This is a genomic window from Clavibacter zhangzhiyongii (assembly GCF_014775655.1).
Lineage (GTDB): Bacteria > Actinomycetota > Actinomycetes > Actinomycetales > Microbacteriaceae > Clavibacter > Clavibacter zhangzhiyongii.
On sequence record NZ_CP061274.1, the window covers coordinates 672,870 to 688,921 of the forward strand.

General features: G+C 74.4%; 16 protein-coding genes. 7 read left to right on the forward strand and 9 right to left on the reverse strand.

The genetic code is table 11. The features are described 5' to 3' along the window. Nucleotides 1–112 precede the first annotated feature (112 nt). Nucleotides 113–385 carry a hypothetical protein gene (locus tag H9X71_RS03410; protein WP_191148331.1) on the forward strand — a complete coding sequence of 91 codons (273 nt, stop codon included), beginning with the start codon at nt 113–115 and terminating at the stop codon, nt 383–385. A gap of 127 nt (nt 386–512) precedes the next feature. Here H9X71_RS03410 and H9X71_RS03415 read toward each other — a convergent pair whose 3' ends face one another. Next, nucleotides 513–1,445, reverse strand: a complete 933-nt coding sequence (locus H9X71_RS03415) for a phosphoribosylaminoimidazolesuccinocarboxamide synthase (protein ID WP_191148332.1) — start codon at nt 1,443–1,445, stop codon at nt 513–515. Continuing rightward, entirely contained in the window at nt 1,442–2,692 is a 1,251-nt protein-coding gene (purD, locus tag H9X71_RS03420) for a phosphoribosylamine--glycine ligase (RefSeq protein ID WP_191148333.1), read from the reverse strand. The genes H9X71_RS03415 and purD overlap by 4 nt, the downstream gene beginning before the upstream one ends. A 379-nt stretch (nt 2,693–3,071) precedes the next feature. Between purD and H9X71_RS03425 the strand changes: the two genes are divergently transcribed. Both H9X71_RS03425 and H9X71_RS03430 read left to right on the forward strand, forming a co-directional pair. Further along, nucleotides 3,072–3,452, forward strand: coding sequence for a sterol carrier family protein (locus tag H9X71_RS03425; protein WP_191148334.1), 381 nt, complete (start codon nt 3,072–3,074; stop codon nt 3,450–3,452). Nucleotides 3,453–3,531: 79 nt separating this feature from the next. Continuing rightward, nucleotides 3,532–3,840 (forward strand): hypothetical protein, encoded by a 309-nt coding sequence (locus tag H9X71_RS03430; protein ID WP_191148335.1) that lies wholly within the window; start codon nt 3,532–3,534, stop codon nt 3,838–3,840. A 60-nt stretch (nt 3,841–3,900) separates the two neighbouring features. On the opposite strand, the gene purF is transcribed toward H9X71_RS03430, so the two are convergent. Continuing rightward, entirely contained in the window at nt 3,901–5,361 is a 1,461-nt protein-coding gene (gene purF / locus H9X71_RS03435; protein WP_191148336.1) for an amidophosphoribosyltransferase, read from the reverse strand. 89 nt (nt 5,362–5,450) lie between these two features. On the opposite strand from purF, the gene purM reads away from it, so the two are divergent. Continuing rightward, on the forward strand, nt 5,451–6,560 hold the full coding sequence (purM, locus tag H9X71_RS03440; protein WP_191148337.1) for a phosphoribosylformylglycinamidine cyclo-ligase: 1,110 nt from the start codon (nt 5,451–5,453) through the stop codon (nt 6,558–6,560). Nucleotides 6,561–6,697: 137 nt separating this feature from the next. Here purM and H9X71_RS03445 read toward each other — a convergent pair whose 3' ends face one another. Further along, nucleotides 6,698–6,907, reverse strand: coding sequence for a DUF3073 domain-containing protein (locus tag H9X71_RS03445; RefSeq protein ID WP_012037444.1), 210 nt, complete (start codon nt 6,905–6,907; stop codon nt 6,698–6,700). Between the two features lie 207 nt (nt 6,908–7,114). Between H9X71_RS03445 and H9X71_RS03450 the strand changes: the two genes are divergently transcribed. Continuing rightward, nucleotides 7,115–8,245 carry an FAD-dependent oxidoreductase gene (locus H9X71_RS03450; RefSeq protein ID WP_191148338.1) on the forward strand — a complete coding sequence of 377 codons (1,131 nt, stop codon included), beginning with the start codon at nt 7,115–7,117 and terminating at the stop codon, nt 8,243–8,245. A 296-nt stretch (nt 8,246–8,541) separates the two neighbouring features. On the opposite strand, the gene H9X71_RS03455 is transcribed toward H9X71_RS03450, so the two are convergent. The 5 genes from H9X71_RS03455 to yczE all read right to left on the reverse strand — a co-directional run bounded on the left by H9X71_RS03455 (nt 8,542) and on the right by yczE (nt 13,362). Continuing rightward, the gene (locus H9X71_RS03455) at nt 8,542–9,105 is read right to left on the reverse strand and encodes a DUF3618 domain-containing protein (protein WP_191148339.1); all 564 of its coding nucleotides are present in this window, start codon (nt 9,103–9,105) and stop codon (nt 8,542–8,544) included. After that, nucleotides 9,102–9,521: a phage holin family protein gene (locus H9X71_RS03460; protein WP_119402485.1), complete on the reverse strand. Its 420-nt coding sequence runs from the start codon at nt 9,519–9,521 to the stop codon at nt 9,102–9,104. The genes H9X71_RS03455 and H9X71_RS03460 overlap by 4 nt, the downstream gene beginning before the upstream one ends. Then, nucleotides 9,518–10,393, reverse strand: coding sequence for a hypothetical protein (locus H9X71_RS03465; protein WP_191148340.1), 876 nt, complete (start codon nt 10,391–10,393; stop codon nt 9,518–9,520). The genes H9X71_RS03460 and H9X71_RS03465 overlap by 4 nt, the downstream gene beginning before the upstream one ends. Nucleotides 10,394–10,547: 154 nt before the next feature. Beyond that, nucleotides 10,548–12,608, reverse strand: a complete 2,061-nt coding sequence (locus tag H9X71_RS03470; RefSeq protein WP_191148341.1) for an APC family permease — start codon at nt 12,606–12,608, stop codon at nt 10,548–10,550. Between the two features lie 88 nt (nt 12,609–12,696). Next, nucleotides 12,697–13,362, reverse strand: coding sequence for a membrane protein YczE (gene yczE, locus H9X71_RS03475; RefSeq protein WP_191148342.1), 666 nt, complete (start codon nt 13,360–13,362; stop codon nt 12,697–12,699). A gap of 62 nt (nt 13,363–13,424) precedes the next feature. On the opposite strand from yczE, the gene yczR reads away from it, so the two are divergent. Together yczR and H9X71_RS03485 are read left to right on the forward strand one after the other, a co-directional pair. Next, nucleotides 13,425–14,870 (forward strand): MocR-like transcription factor YczR, encoded by a 1,446-nt coding sequence (yczR, locus tag H9X71_RS03480; RefSeq protein WP_191148343.1) that lies wholly within the window; start codon nt 13,425–13,427, stop codon nt 14,868–14,870. Between the two features lie 169 nt (nt 14,871–15,039). Beyond that, nucleotides 15,040–16,017: a trypsin-like serine peptidase gene (locus H9X71_RS03485; RefSeq protein ID WP_191148344.1), complete on the forward strand. Its 978-nt coding sequence runs from the start codon at nt 15,040–15,042 to the stop codon at nt 16,015–16,017. Nucleotides 16,018–16,052 lie beyond the last annotated feature (35 nt).

Below are 16,052 nucleotides of genomic sequence, written 5' to 3' on the forward strand. Positions count from 1 at the left end.
CGGGGATGTGGCAGCCTGTCGGCATTGGATCCCCCGGCCACGCGGGTGTGGGACCCTGGCGGCAGGGCCGGAGCGTGATCCGCACCGCCCACGCACGACCGGAGGGGACCCCATGCACGAGCACGACGACCACGCGGAGCACGCCGACCAGGCCGAGCCCGCCGACCACGCCGACGAGCCGACCACCACGACCGCGCCCGACGGCGCTGCCCCCGCGGACGACCAGCCGACCCCCGAGGCCGTCGAGGAGTTCGAGCGCCTCGCCGTCCTCCGCATGGGCGGCGAGGACATCGACGGGGCCCTCGACGCGCTGCCCGACGAGGACGCCCGCGAGGTCGCGGAGATCGCGATCGACCGCGTCGTCCGCGGCTACGACCACCTGTAGCCGTCATCCCGGGTGCGCCGCGCGGCGGCGTCGCGAGCATCGGCGCGCGCGGCGCACACCGGCCTCCGCACGATGACGCGGACGGCCGCCCGTGCCAGCCGCCGTCCGGGAACCGACGCGGCGCGCCCTACCGCCCGGTGAGGCGCGCGATGAGCTCGCGGTACCGCGCCGCCGTGCGCTCCACGATCTCGGGCGGGAGCACGGGCGGCGTGCCCGTGCGGTCCCAGTTCGCGGCGAGCCAGTCCCGCACGATCTGCTTGTCGAAGCTGTCCGTGCGGTTGCCGGTGGCGTACGCCTCGGCGTCCCAGTAGCGGGACGAGTCGCTCGTGAGCACCTCGTCCGCGAGCGTCGTGATGCCCGTGCGCGGGTCGATGCCGAACTCGAACTTCGTGTCCGCCAGGATCACGCCGCGCTCCTCGGCGATGGCCGACGCGCGCCGGTAGACGTCGAGCGACAGGTCGCGCAGGCGCGCCGCCTCCTCGTGCCCGACCAGCTCCTCGGTACGCGCGAACGTGATGTTCTCGTCGTGCTCGCCCTGCGGCGCCTTCCAGGCCGGCGTGTAGATGGGCTCGGGCAGGCGGTCGCCCTGTTGCAGGCCGGCGGGGAGCGGGATGCCGCACACCGTGCCGTGCTCCCGGTACTCCTCCCAGCCGGATCCGGCCAGGTACCCGCGCACGACGCACTCGATGGGCAGCATCTCGAGCACCTGGCAGAGCATCGCGCGCCCGCGCACCGGCTCGGGGATCCCGATGCGCTCGAGGGTCGCGCGGTCGACGAGGTGGTTCGGCACGTCGAGCCGGTCGAACCACCAGAGGCTCAGCTGCGTGAGCAGCTCGCCCTTGCCGGGGATCCCCGGCTCGAGCGCGAAGTCGTAGGCGCTCACGCGGTCGGTCGCGACGACGAGCACGTGCGGCTCGCCCTCGAGCGCCCGGTCGTCCGTGTCGTCGAGCGCGGGGCTGAAGAGCTCCCGCACCTTGCCCGAGTACGCGTGCTCCCAGCCCGGCAGCTCCCACTCCGAGGCGTGCCCGGCGGGGACGGCGCCCGTGCCCGAGGCGCTCATCGGATGACCTGCGCCGCGATGTCGGTGCGGTGCTGCGAGCCGTCGAGCGATATTCGCCCCACCGCCTCGTAGACGCGCGACCGCGCCTCCTCGAAGCCGGCCCCGGTCGCGACGACGCTCAGCACCCGGCCTCCCGTGGCGACGAGACCGTCCGCGGACTCGGCCGTGGCGGCGTGCGCGACGCTCGCGCCCGGGACCCGCTCGGCCTCCTCGACCCCGGTGATGACCCGTCCCGTGCGCGGCGACGCGGGGTAGCCCTCGCTCGCGACGACCACGGTGACGGCGACGTCGTCCGCGAACTCCGGCCGGGGGAGCCCGCCGAGCTCGCCGGAGGCGGCGGCCAGGAGCAGCCCCGAGAGCGGGGTGATGAGGCGGGGCAGCACGACCTGCGTCTCCGGATCCCCGAAGCGCGCGTTGAACTCGATGACCCGGATGCCGTCGGAGGTGAGGATGAGCCCGCAGTAGAGCAACCCGATGAACGGCGTCTGCTCCTCGGCGAGCTTCCGCACGGTGGGCAGCGCGATGGTGTCGATGACCTCGTCCACGAAGCCGGCCGGGAGCCACGGCAGCGGCGAGTACGCGCCCATGCCGCCCGTGTTCGGCCCCGCGTCCCCGTCGCCGAGGCGCTTGTAGTCCTGCGCGGGGGAGAGGGGGAGCACGTCGTGCCCGTCGGCCAGCAGGAACAGGGACACCTCCTGCCCGGCGAGGAACTCCTCGACGAGCACGGTCCCCTGGCCGAGGTAGTGGCGCGCGTGCTCGAGCGCGAGGCCCCGGTCGCCCGTGACGAGCACGCCCTTGCCGGCGGCGAGGCCGTCGGCCTTGATGACGTAGGGGGCGCCGTACTCGTCGAGCGCGGCCTCGACCTCGTCTACCGTGCCGGCCTGCGCCGCGCGGCCGGTGGGCACGCCCGCCTCCTCCATGATGCGCTTGGCGAAGGTCTTGGACCCCTCGAGGGCGGCGGCGGCGCGGCCCGGGCCGAAGACGGGGATGCCGCGGGTGCGGAGCGCGTCCGCCACCCCGGCGACGAGCGGCGCCTCGGGCCCGACGACGACGAGCTCGTAGCCCTCCGCGAGCGCGTGCTCGGCGACCACGACCGGGTCGTCGATGTCCATCCCCATCACCCGCACGACGCGCGCGATGCCGGCGTTGCCGGGCGCCGCGACGATCTCGTGACCCGCGTCCTCCCGGAGCAGGGCCGTGACGATGGCGTGCTCGCGCGCACCGGAACCGAGTACCAGGATCTTCACGCCCCCACCCTATCGACGCGCGCACCGCCGGCCCGGGCATCGGGGCGGCCCGGGGACGCGCCGCGTCCGCGCCCCTGGGGAGGGGTCGCGGACGCGGCGGGAGACCGACCCTCCGCGGGAACGGTGGGGGTCGGCTCCCTGCCTCGCTCGGAGTTCTTCGGGTCCGCCGGGAGGCGCGTCCCGCCTCGCTCCGCGATGCCCGGGGAGGCGGCGGGAGGAGACGGACTGCCATGCCAGGCGGGTCGTGTCACCGCCCGGCACTTCCATACACGGTAATGGATGTCCCCCTAATGACGGACACGGCGCGACGCCCCAGTAGGAGGGGTGCGGCGCGCGTCCGCCGACGTCGGGGCGCGCGTCGCTCTGGCATCCTGGGGGGATGGCCAAGGCGCGCATCCACCCCACCGTCGGACAGCCCGCCGTGCGCGCCGCGCTCGCCGAGGGGGTCGACGCCGACCGCGAGACGCGCGCCACCGCCGTGCGCTTCCTGCTGCAGTCGCTGGCGGACCTCGCGCCCGGCGGCACGGTCGAGGTGCGCGTGCCGCCGTTCGGCGCGGTGCAGTGCATCGAGGGGCCGGGCCACACCCGCGGCACGCCGCCCAACGTCATCGAGACGGATCCCTCCACCTGGATCGCGCTCGCCACCGGCCGCACCACGTGGGACGACGGGGTCGAGGCCGGCGCCGTCCGTGCGTCGGGCCTCCGCGCGGACCTCCGCGGCCTCCTGCCGGTGCCGTGGCAGCTCCCCCCCGAGCGCTAGGTCGACGACGACCTGACGCGCGGCTGTGCGCCGGGCTCCCGGTTCGCCGCCCGTCCGCGGCTCGCGAGAGGATGGACGCATGACCGACGCCCGCCCCCAGCCCGACGACGAGCGCCGCACCGAGGTCCTCGTGCGGCGGTCCCCCCGCTACTTCCGCTTCATGGGGGTCGGCGCCGTGCTCGGCCTGGTCCTGGCGATGGTCCTCACGCTCACCTTCCCGCCGAACCCCGAGTTCTCCGAGGCGCAGGTCCTCGCGTTCCTCGCGCTGTTCGCGGTCGTCCTCTTCGGCGCGCTGGCCGCGCTCCTGGCGCTCGCCCTCGACCGCGCGGCGTCGCGCCGCTCCCGTGTGCTCACGGCCGAGCGGGAGCCCGGCGAGCAGGGCGACTGATCCGCCGCGGCAGCCCGCACGACGCCGACGGCGCCGCAGCGCCGCCCGGCCCTCCGCCGCTCAGCTGAGCTGCGTGCGCTCCAGCCACGACAGGTACTCCGGCGTCACGTCGCCGGTGATGTACTCGCCGGTGAAGCAGCTCATCTCGAGGTCCTCCACGCCGGTCGAGCCCTCGAGGATCGCGTCGCGCATGTCGGCGACCTCCTGGTAGATGAGGTGGTCGGCGCCGAGCTCCCGGGCGATCTCGGGGATCTTCCGCCCGTGCGCGATGAGCTCCTGCCGCGACGGCATGTTGATGCCGTACACGTGCGGGTAGCGCACGGGCGGCGCGGCGGACGTGAACGTCACCTTGTTCGCGCCGGCCTGGCGCGCCATGTCCACGATCTCGCGGCTCGTCGTGCCCCGCACGATGGAGTCGTCGACGATGAGGATGTTCTTGCCCTTGAACTCGGAGCTCATCGCGTTGAGCTTCTGGCGCACCGACTTCTTGCGCTGCGCCTGCCCCGGCATGATGAAGGTCCGGCCGACGTAGCGGTTCTTGTAGAAGCCCTCGCGGTACTCGATGCCGAGCGTCTGCGCGACCTGCATGGCCGACGGCCGGGACGAGTCCGGGATCGGCATGACCACGTCGATGTCGCCCGCGGGGCTGTGCTCCGCGATGGTGGCCGCGAGCCGGTTGCCCATGCGCAGGCGGGCGTCGTAGACGCTGATGCCGGACATGACCGAGTCGGGACGCGCGAGGTAGACGAACTCGAAGGCGCACGGGATCAGGCGCGGCGTCGGGTGGCACTGGCGGGAGTGCATCTCGCCGTCCATCGTGATGAAGACGGCCTCGCCGGGCGCGACGTCGCGCACGATCTCGTAGCCGAGCGACTCCATGACGAGCGACTCGCTCGCCACGACCCACTCCATGCGGCCGCCCTCGAGCTCGCGGCGGCCGAGGGTGAGGGGACGGATCCCGAACGGGTCGCGGAACGCGAGCATCCCGTGCCCGGCGATCATGGCGATGGAGGCGTAGGACCCCTCGACCCGCTCGTGGACGCGCTCGACCGCGGTGAACACCTGGTCGGGATCCAGCGCCATGCCGGACACCTGCGACTGCAGCTCGTGCGCGAGGACGTTGACGAGCAGCTCCGTGTCGGAGCTCGTGTTGGTGTGGCGGCGATCCACGTGGAAGAGCTCCTGCGCGAGCTCCCGCGTGTTGGTGAGGTTGCCGTTGTGCACGAGGACGATGCCGTAGGGCGCGTTCACGTAGAACGGCTGCGCCTCGTCCTCGTCGGCGGCGCTGCCGCGCGTCGCGTAGCGCACGTGGCCGAGGCCCATGGTGCCGAGGAGCGAGCGCATGTCGCGGGTGCGGAACGCCTCGCGGACCTGCCCGCTGAGCTTCTTCACGTGGAAGGTGTTGCCCTCGGCGGTGGCGATGCCGGTGGAGTCCTGACCGCGGTGCTGCAGGAGCAGGAGGCTGTCGTAGACGAGTTGGTTGACGGGTTCGGACGATACGACGCCGACGATGCCGCACATGCTTCGGCTGACTCCTGAAGAGTAGAAGAGGTGGGGGAGCGGCCAGTCTCCCACACGGGAGCGGCGCGCCCGGCCGGTACTCTGTCCCGGTGACCACCAAGAGCTCGTATGCAGAGGCCGGCGTCGACACGGAGGCCGGCGATCTCGCGGTCCAGCTGATGAAGGATGCGGTCTCCCGCACCCACGGCCCCGAGGTGATCGGCGGCTTCGGCGGATTCGCGGGCCTGTTCGACGCGAGCGCCCTCACGCGCTTCCGCCACCCGCTGCTCGCCACGTCGACGGACGGCGTCGGCACCAAGGTCGCCATCGCGCAGGCCGTCGACAAGCACGACACGATCGGCCAGGACCTCGTGGGCATGGTCGTCGACGACATCGTCGTGGTCGGCGCGCGTCCCCTCTTCATGACCGACTACATCGCCTGCGGCAAGGTCGTGCCCGCGCGCATCGCCGACATCGTCGCCGGCATCGCGCGCGCCTGCTCCGACACCGGCACCGCCCTCGTCGGCGGCGAGACCGCCGAGCACCCGGGCCTCCTCGGGCCGGACGACTACGACGTGGCGGGGGCCGCGGTCGGCGCGGTCGAGGCCGACTCCGTGCTCGGCGCGGAGCGCGTGCGCGACGGCGACGTCGTGCTGGCCCTCGCCTCCAGCGGCCTGCACAGCAACGGCTTCTCGCTCGTGCGCCACATCCTCAGCGTCGCCGGCATCGGCTTCGGCGACACCTCGGCGGAGCTCGGCGGCCGGGTGGGCGAGGTGCTCCTCGAGCCGACGCGCCTCTACACGACCCCGCTGCTCGACGTGCTCGGGCAGCCCGAGCTCGGCCCCGGGGTGCACTCCATCAGCCACGTCACGGGCGGCGGCATCGCGGCGAACCTCGCGCGCGTCCTGCCCCGCGGGTCCTTCAGCGAGGTCGAGCGGTCCACGTGGTCGCCGCCCGCGGTGTTCCGGGCGCTGGCCGGGATCGCCGGCTCGACGCTCGAGAGCGCCGAGGGCACCTGGAACCTCGGCATCGGCATGATCGCCGTGGTCGACGCCGCGGCGGCCGACGGGATCGCGCGCGCGCTCACGACGGCGGGCATCCCCACATGGGAGGCCGGTCGCGTGACGGTCGGCGAGGCGCCCGCGGGCGCCGGGTTCGAGCAGGGCGCCAAGGGCGTCGACGGCGGGGCCGTGCGCCTCACGGGCCGCTACCGCGACTGATCGGGCACGCGCCCGACGCGTCGGCCCGTGGGGCGGCGTCGAGCGCCGACCCGCGCGCAGGATGCGGGCGCACATGAGCGGACCCGCCTCGCGAGGAGACGGGTCCGACGCTCATCCGGCCGGAGCCGGTCGCGGGATCAGGCGCGCTTCTGCTCGTCGCCCGGGACGTAGGCGTCCGGCTCGTCCGCGTACTCGTCCCACTTGGCGGCCTCGGCCGCGTACTGCTCGTCGACCGCCCCGTGGGTGGTCAGCTCGCGCTCCAGCTGGGTGTAGTCCACATTCGGACTGAACGACTTCAGCTCTCGCGCGATCTTGGTGTGCTTAGCTTTTTGACGGCCGCGCCCCATGCGAGACCCCCTCACGACTCAGGCCCCGATGGGCGGTGTAACGCTGGATGCAGCGGGCAGGGATTGGAGAAAACCTAGGGGCTACCCTAACATGTGGCCTTCGACGTCCCGGGCGTGTCCTCCCCGTCGGGGAGCGCGCACGAGCATCGTACGGTCTCGTCCTCCGCAGGGGATCCACGCGGGGTCGGGCACTAGCCTGGTCGTCCCATGACCCGCGCACCCGCTGAGACCCAGGTCGTGGTCATCGGTGCCGGACAGGCCGGCCTCTCCGTGGCGTACCACCTGCGGCGGCTCGGCCTCCGCATGGGCACGGACGCCGTCGTCGTCGACCGCGGTCCCTCCACCGGCGGCGCCTGGCAGCACCGGTGGGCCGCGCTCCGCCTGGGATCCGCGCATCGCGTCGCCGACCTCCCCGGCATGGCCGAGCTCGGCATCTCGTTCGCGACGGCCGACCGCCGGCTCCCCGCGCGCGACGTCGTGCGCGACCTCTACGCCCGGTACGAGGAGGCCTTCGACCTGCAGGTCGCCCGGCCGGTCGAGGTCCGGGCCGTGCTCGACGCCGACGTGCCCCCGCCGCCCGCGTCCCGGCGCCGGGCGGCGCACCCGTCCGACGCCGCCCGCCCGCTCCTCGTGCGCGCCACGGACGGCGACCGCATCGCGCGCCTCGTGGTCAACGCGACCGGCACGTGGGGGTCGCCCTTCATCCCGTCCCTCCCCGGGCTCGCCTCGTACCGCGGCCGCCAGCTGCACACCTCGGGCTACCGCGACGCCGCCGACCTCCGGGGCCTCCGGGTGCTCGTCGTGGGCGGCGGGACGTCGGCCATCGGCTTCCTGCTGGAGCTGGAGGGCGTCGCCGCGCGCACGCTCTGGTCCACGCGGCGCCCCGTCGACTTCCTCGAGGCGGGCCAGCTCGACGTCGAGGCGGCCGTTCGGGCGGTCGAGATCCAGGATCGGGCGGCCCGCGCGGGGGAGGCCCTGCCGAGCATCGTGAGCGGGACGGGCGTGCCGCGCACCCGGCGCATCGTCGCGGGGATCCGCCGCGGAGTGCTCGACAGCCGCGGCCCCGTCGCGCGCTTCGAGGAGGACGGCGTCGTCTGGGCCGACGGGAGCCGGGACCAGGTCGACGCGGTGATCTGGGCGACGGGCTTCCGGCCGGAGATCCGCCACCTGGCGCCGCTCGGGCTGCGGGAGAAGGAGGGCGGCGTGCGCGTCGAGTCCGGCGTCTCCGCGCGCGACCCGCGGGTGCTCCTCGCGGGCTACGGCCCGCAGGCGTCGACCATCGGCGCGAACCGCGCGGGTCGACGCATCGCTCGGCAGGTCGTCGCGGCGCTCGGCTGACAGCCGGGGCGCGGGGACGGGAACGCGAGGGCCCGGCGTCCTTCGCGGGAACTCACGACGCGGACCCCCGCATCGATCCGGACCATTCGGGTGGGTCCGGACGCCGTCCGCCGGACCGCGTGCTCCGTCGTCGGGGCGCCCGGTCCGGGCGGTCGCACGAACTCCCGGGGGAAAGAGTTCGTGCACAAACAACTCTACAGCGCGGTCCTCCTTTTCGGGGACCCGCGTGCCGTGCGGCGTGGGACGACGGAGGGGGAGCCGGCCATGCGGCCGACTCCCCCTCCTCGTGCGCGGGATCAGCCGCGTGCGTCGTCCTGCACGGCCTGCTTCGCGTCCTGGGCGCTGCCCTTGACGTCGTCCGCGGTCGACTGCGCCTCGGCCTTGACGGTGCCGGCGGAGTCGGTCGCGGTGTCCTTGACGGCCGCGGCGGCCTGCTGCGCGGGCTCCTTCAGCTCGGACGCGACGTCCTTCGCGGCGTCGGTCGCCTTCTCGACGAGGGGCTGCGCCTTGTCCTTGACGGTCGTGGCGAGCTCCTTCTCCTTGTCGCTCGCCGGGATCAGCGAGGCGATGAGGAGACCGGCGCCGAACGCGACGAGGCCGAGGCCGACGGGGTTGCCCTTCGCCTTGGCCTTCGCGCCGCCGGCGGTGCCGGAGACGGCGTCGCCCACGTTCGCGCGGGCGTCGCTCGCGGAGCCGAGGACGCTGTCCTTGACGTTCGAGAGGGCGCCGCGCACCTTGTCGGTCTGGCGCTGGGCCACCTTGGCGGGCGTGACCTTGTCGGCCACCGCATCCACGTCGATGCTCAGCTCGTTGCGCGTGCGCTCGATCTCCGCACGGATCTGCTCGGGGTTGTCGCTCATCGGTCTGCCTCGTTCCTCTTCATCGCTTCGGGGATCTTCTTGACGCTCTCGGCCGTGCGGGGCGCGCCCTGCACGGTCTTGAGCTGCTTGCGGCCCTGCAGGTACATGACCAGGCCGATGACGGCCCAGATGACGGCCACGACGACCGCGCCCCAGGCCTGGTTGTCGAACAGGTAGCCCAGTCCGACCATGAGGGCGACGGAGAGGAAGAACACGGCCATGAGGCCCGCGTATCCCGCGCCGCCCAAGAGGCCCGCGCCCTTCCCGGCCTTCTTGGCCGAGTCGCTGATCTCCGCCTTGGCGAGGGCGATCTCCTGGCGCATCAGCGTGGAGACGTCCCGCGTGACGTTGCCGAGGAGGTCGCCGAGGCTCGTCGTCGCGGCCTTCTCCTCGGAGGGGGTGCGTCCGTCGGTCATGCGCGCGATCCGTCGGTGCGGTCGCCCGCGCCGAAGGTGTCGGTCAGCGGGTCGACGGGGCGCGTCTGGTCGTAGAGCGGGGTGGACGCGTCCGTCGCCGGGGCGTCGTACGGTCCGACGCCGATGGGCTCGTCGGCGCTGAGCTCGGTCGGCGCGTGCGCGCTCGCGGTCGGGACCGCGGGCGTGACGTAGCCGGCGGAGGTGCCCGCGGTGCCGGTGCCGGTGCTCGAGGCGCCCGCGGCGGGGGCCTGCTCGGCCTCCTTGCGGTCGTGCGCCTCGCTCGTCAGCGAGCGGGTGAGGCGGCCGGCGGCGACGCCCGCGACGACCGCGAGGCCGACGAACAGGCCCGGGCGGCGGCGCGCGAAGTCGGTCACGTCCTGGAGGAGCGTGCCCGGGTCGCGGCCCTCGAGGTACGAGGCCGCGCTGCCGGCGCGGTGGGCGACCTGCGAGACGAGCTCGCTGGCGAGGCCCGTGCTCTCGGACTTGTCGCCCATGTCCCGCAGCTCGTCGCTGAGCGTGCGGAGGCTGCCGGCGGCGCGCTCCTGCTGGACGCCCGTCTGCTCGCGGAGCTGGTCGCGCGTCTGCGCGAGGAGGTCCTGCGCCTGCGACTTGGCCTCGGACGCGACCTTGGAGGCCTCGTCCTTCGTGACGCCGGCGACGTGCTGGGTGCCGGCCTTCGCGTCGCCGGCGACGCTGGCCGCCTGCTCCTTCGCGGTGTCCGTGGTGCTGCTTCCGGTGCTGTCGGTGCTCGCGGAGCCGGTGCCCGCGCCCCCGGTCGTGCCCAGGGTGGACGCCGGGACGACGGCCGCGTACGCGTCGTCGGAGGCGTAGCCGCCGTTCGCGGGCGACGCCGGTGTGAGGTCGTTCGACATGTGGTTCCCTCTCGGTGCTCGTGGTGTTCGAGTTGCCGCAGGGCTCGGGCCCTGCTCACCACACGCAACTCCGAGAGGAGCGCCATGCCTAGCCCCCCGGCGAAAAAGGGGGCCCCCTAACCATTAGTACGCAGATGCGCTATGCGCGCGGGCGCTACGGGGTCTCGCGGCCGCTCGTGTGCTTGACCGGCGTGGTCGGAGGAGGGCCGGGTCGGCGCACGGCGGGGCGCACGGGCTCGCCACGGCGGTCCTGGCCGGGGACGGGTCGCGACCGGCGGCCGTAGATGAGCTCCGACGAGTCGAGCAGCCACGGCACCAGGGCGAGCGTGACGCCGTGCACGAGCAGGAGCTTCTGGCGGATCCGCCTGGCCTTGTGGTTGTGCAGCAGCGTCTCCCACCAGTGCCCGACGATGTAGACGGGCGTGTAGACCGTGATGATCTCGCTGCCGTGCTCCTCGCGCCGCGACTTCAGGTACCTGATGAGCGGGAAGCTGATGTCGCGGTACGGCGAGGCGACGATGCGCAGCGGCATGTCGATCTCCATCTCGACCCACTGGCGCTCCAGCAGCCTCGTGGCCTCGTCGTCGATGGAGACGTGCACCGCCTCGATGCTGTCGTGGTTCGCCGCGATCGCGTAGTCGAGGGCCTTGAGCACCGGCTTCTGCATCCGGCCGACGAGCACGACCGCGTGGTCGCCCGTGGAGCCGAAGACCGTGACGGGGTCGACCTCGATCTCCTTCTCCACGTCGCGGTAGTAGCGGTTCACGCCGAGCATGAGGAGGAACAGCACCGGCATGATCGCGAAGACGAGCCAGGCGCCGTGCGTGAACTTGGTGATCGTCACGACGATGAGGACGAGCGCGGTGAGCAGCGCGCCGAACGCGTTGATGGCGAGGCCGCGGATCACCTCCCCGCGGTTCGCGCAGCCGGCGCGGAGCATGCGGGTCCAGTGCACGACCATGCCCGTCTGCCCGAGGGTGAACGAGACGAAGACGCCGATGATGTAGAGCTGGATGAGCTGCGTGAGGTTGGCCTGGTAGACGATGAGGATGAGCGTCGCGCCGAGCGCCAGCAGCAGCATGCCGTTGCTGTAGACGAGGCGGTCGCCGCGCGTGAGCAGCGACTTGGGCGCGTAGGCGTCCTTGGCGAGCACGGAGCCGAGCAGGGGGAAGCCGTTGAAGGCGGTGTTGGCCGCGAGGAGGAGCACCGCGGCGGTGGTCGCCTGCAGCAGGTAGAACATCACGCTGCCGTCGCCGAAGGTGGCCGCCGCGACCTGCGCCATGAGGCTCTTCTGCGGCTCGGTGGCGCACTCGGCCCAGCCCTGGAGGTCGCACGGGTGCTCGCCGTAGTGCACGCGGGCGATGAGCGCGAGGGTCGTGAGGCCGACGAACAGGACGATGGCGGTGCCGCCCATGATGACGAGGGTCGACTGGGCGTTCTTGACCTTGGGCGTGCGGAACGCGGGCACGCCGTTGGAGATGGCCTCGACGCCCGTGAGCGCGGAGCAGCCGCTCGAGAACGCACGCAGCAGCAGGAGGATGAAGGCCACCTGCGACAGGCTCGGGGTGTCGACCGTGTAGGCGGCGGACTCGGCGACGGGCGGGTCGCCGAGCGCGGTGCGGGCGAGGCCGACCGCGATCATCACGCCCACGCTGGCGATGAAGAGGTAGGTCGGCACCGCGAAGGCCTTGCTCGACTCGCGCACGCCGCGCAGGTTGACGGCGGCGAGGAGCGCGACGAACAGCACGGCGATCTCGACGCGGAACGGCGCGATCTCGGGGATCGCGCTGATGATGTTGTCGACGCCGGAGGCGACCGACACGGCCACCGTGAGGATGTAGTCGACGAGGAGCGCGGACGCGACGACGAGGCCGGCCTTCTCGCCGAGGTTCCGGTGGGCGACCTCGTAGTCGCCGCCGCCGGACGGGTAGGCCTTGATGAGCTGGCGGTAGCTGAGCACCACCACGACCAGGAGGATCACGACGCAGGCCGCGACCCAGGGCGCGAAGCTCAGGAAGGCGAGCCCGCCGAGCGTGAGGATCAGCAGCAGCTCCTGCGGCGCGTAGGCCACCGAGCTGAGCGGGTCGCTCGCGAAGATGGGGAGGGCCAGGTGCTTGGGGAGGAGCTGGCCCTCGAGCTTGTCGCTGGCGAGCTTCTCGCCGATGAGCAGCCGCTTGGCGGGACTGCTCTCGGGAGCCTGGGGGTCCGGAGTCACGAGCGGCAACGATACCCCGCGACATGCCCGGGCCGCGACGGTGCGGGGCGCCGACCGCGAGCCGGCCGGATGCCCGTCGTGCAGCGGACTAGCCGACGGTGGCGACCGGTCCCGTCGGGAGGGTGCCCGCCGGGTCGGCGGGGGCGTCGCCGCCGCGGCGCCCGGGCCGCTCGCGGACGGGCGCGGGCAGGTCGAACAGGGGGAGCGTGCGCTGGACGATCGGGCCGATCAGGAGGGCGAACGCGAGCGTGCCCACACCCACGTTCCCGCCGAGCGCCCAGCCGATCGCGAGCACCACCAGCTCGATGCCGACGCGCACGCGCCACACCGGCCAGCCCGTGCGGCGGTGGATGCCCGTCATGAGCCCGTCGCGCGGGCCCGGCCCGAAGTGCGCGCCGATGTAGAGACCCGTCGCGACGCCGAGGAGGACGAGGCCGGCGGCGAACAGGGGGATGCGGATCCAGAGGCTGTCGACGGCCGGCACCACCACGAGCGCGACCTGCGCGCTGTAGCCGACGAAGAGCACGTTGAGGACGGTGCCCCAGCCCGGACGCTGGCGGATGGGGATCCAGAGCAGGAGCACGAGCGCGCCGATGATGTTCGTGACCAGCCCGAAGGGGAGGCCCGTCCGCAGGGTGACGCCCTGGCTGAGCACGTCCCACGGGGAGACGCCGACGGCGGCCTGCAGCATCATCCCGATGGCGAAGCCGTAGAGGAAGATGCCGACGGCGAACTGGACTGAGCGACGGAGCATGGGGGAGATCCAATCGCGTCGCGCCTTGCGGGACAAGGTGCCAATCGACACACTGTGGCCTCATGACCCTCTCCGGCTCCGCTCCCTCCGCCGTGCTCGGACCCGTCGCGCTGGTCGCGATGCTCGGCGACCGGCCGCGGGGCGGGCCGGCGTACCAGGCGCTCGCGGAGGGGATCCGCCGGCTCGTCGTCGACGGGCGCGTGCCGGTCGGCGCGCGCCTGCCGGCCGAGCGCGAGCTGGCCGCGGCGCTCGGGCTCAGCCGCACCACGGTCGCCGCGGCCTACGCGGCGCTGCGGGCGACCGGCCACCTCGCGAGCCGCCGCGGCTCGGGCAGCGTCACCCGGATCCCGACGCCGGGGCGCGACGTCGAGGGGGAGGGGCACGGGATCGCCGACATGAGCCGCGCCGCGATCCCGGCGGCGCCCGCGCTCGCCGACGCCGCGACGCGGGCCGCCGCCCGGCTGCCCGCGCACCTCGACGGCGCCGGCTACGACATCGAGGGCCTGCCGGTGCTGCGCGAGGCCGTCGCCGCCCGGTACCGGGCGCGCGGCCTGCCGACGGAGGCCGACGACATCATGGTGACGGTGGGCGCGCAGCACGCGATCGGCCTCCTCGCCTCCGTGCTCGTGCACCGCGGCGACCGGGCGCTCGTGGAGCAGCCGAGCTACCCGCACGCGATCCAGGCCCTCCGCGACGCCGGGGCGCGGCTCGTCGGGGCGGGCGTCGGCGCCGACGGCTGGGACGAGGACGTGCTGGCGCAGACGATCCGCCGCACCCGGCCCGCCGTCGCGTACCTCATGCCCGACTTCCACAACCCGACCGGGCGGACCATGCCGGAGGACCAGCGCGCGCGGATCGTGGCGCTCGCCGAGGCGGAGGGCGTGACCGTGATCGCCGACGAGACGACCGCCGAGCTCGACATCGACCGGGCGGGATCGCATCCGCCGCTCGCCGTGCACGGGTCGCCGGGTGCGGTCGTGCTCGTCGGGTCGGTGGGCAAGACGGTGTGGGGCGGGCTCCGCGTCGGCTGGATCCGCGCGGGCCGGGCGCTGCTGCGCGATCTCGCCCGCGCTCGCTCGGCCCGCGACCTCGGCACGCCCGTCCTCGAGCAGCTCGTCGTCACGGAGGCGCTCGGCGGCATGGACGCGATCCTCGCCGAGCGCCGCGCCCGCCTCCGCGAGACGCGCGACCACGTCGAGGCGGAGCTCGCCCGCCGCTTCCCCGGGTGGGAGGTGCCGCACGTGGACGGCGGGCTCGCCGTGTGGGTCGGCATCGGCGCGCCCGTGAGCACCGAGCTCGCCCTGGCGGCGCGATCCCGGGGGCTGATGATCTCGGGCGGCAGCCGCTTCGGGCACGACGGCGCGTTCGAGCGCTTCCTGCGGATCCCCATCACGGCGCCGCCCGCCGCCACCGACCGCGCGCTCGACATCCTGGAGGAGGCGTGGCGCGGCCTCGCGCCCGACGCCGGACGGGAGCACGACGTGGTCGACCGGTCGCTCCTGGTCTGAGCCGGGCCCGGGCCCGCGTGGGGACAGGGCGCGCGGCGGCGGGCCGGATGCCGCTACCGTCCGGGGATCCGCGCGTCCCCTCCCGGTGGCCGCCCGTCTCGATGCCACCCGTCGGCGAGCGCCGCTCCGGCGGAGGGGCGCGAGCCGCACGAGCCTGGAGGACACCACCATGCGCATCCGCCCGAGATCCACCCCCGCCGCCCCGGCCCGTCCCCGCCGCGCGGTCGCGGCGCTCGCCGTCGCGGGCGGCCTCGCCGCCGCCGTGCTCGGCGCGCCCGTCGCCGCGTCGGCCGCTCCCGCCGGGCAGGGCAGCACCAGCGCCACCGGCGCGTCCGTCGTGGTCGCCGCCGCCGATCCCGCCTCCGCCGCCGCGCACTGGACGGCGGAGCGTCGCCGGGCGGCGCTCGCGACCGACCCCGTGTCGCCCGCAGCGGACCCGTCGTCGGCCTCGGCCTCGGCGCTCCGCGCGCAGGCCACCGGCGACGCGCCCGCGGCCGCCCCGGTCGCGCATCCGGACCAGCCGTTCGTCGGCGTCCTCTACTACGTGGCCGACGGACGCGACCGCGCGTGCACGGCGAGCGTGGTCGACACCCCCGACGGCGACGCCGTCGCGACCGCAGCGCACTGCCTGGTCGACCGCCGCACGGGCGCGCCCGTCGCGTCCGCGGTCTTCGTCCCCGGCGCCCAGGGCGCGGCCGCGCCGCACGGCCTGTGGCCCGTGCGGGTCTCCGCCGTCTCCCCGGCGTGGACGACGACCGGCCGCGCCGCGGACGACGCCGGGTTCGCCCGCGTGAGCGGCCCCGCGGGCGAGGTCCTCGCCGCGTCGGTGGGCGCCGCGGAGCCCGTCTTCGGATCCGCGCTCGTCCCGGCGACCGGTCCCGCGCCGCGCCTCGCGATCCTCGGCTACCCGGCCGCCGGATCGGCCGCCGCGACGCTCGAGGCGTGCGCGGGTCGTCCACAGCACGCCGCGGGCGGGCAGATCGCCATCCCCTGCACCCTCGGCACGGGCGCGGCCGGATCCCCGGTCCTCACCGCCGCGGGCGAGCAGCGCTCCGTCGTCGCCCGGCCGTCCGCGGGCCACGGCGTGCTCCTCGCGACCTGGGGCGGCGAAGCGCAGCGCGCGCTCGCCTCGCTGCACGGCTGGTAGCCGGATGCCCGCGGGGCGGGCCGGGACGGGCATCG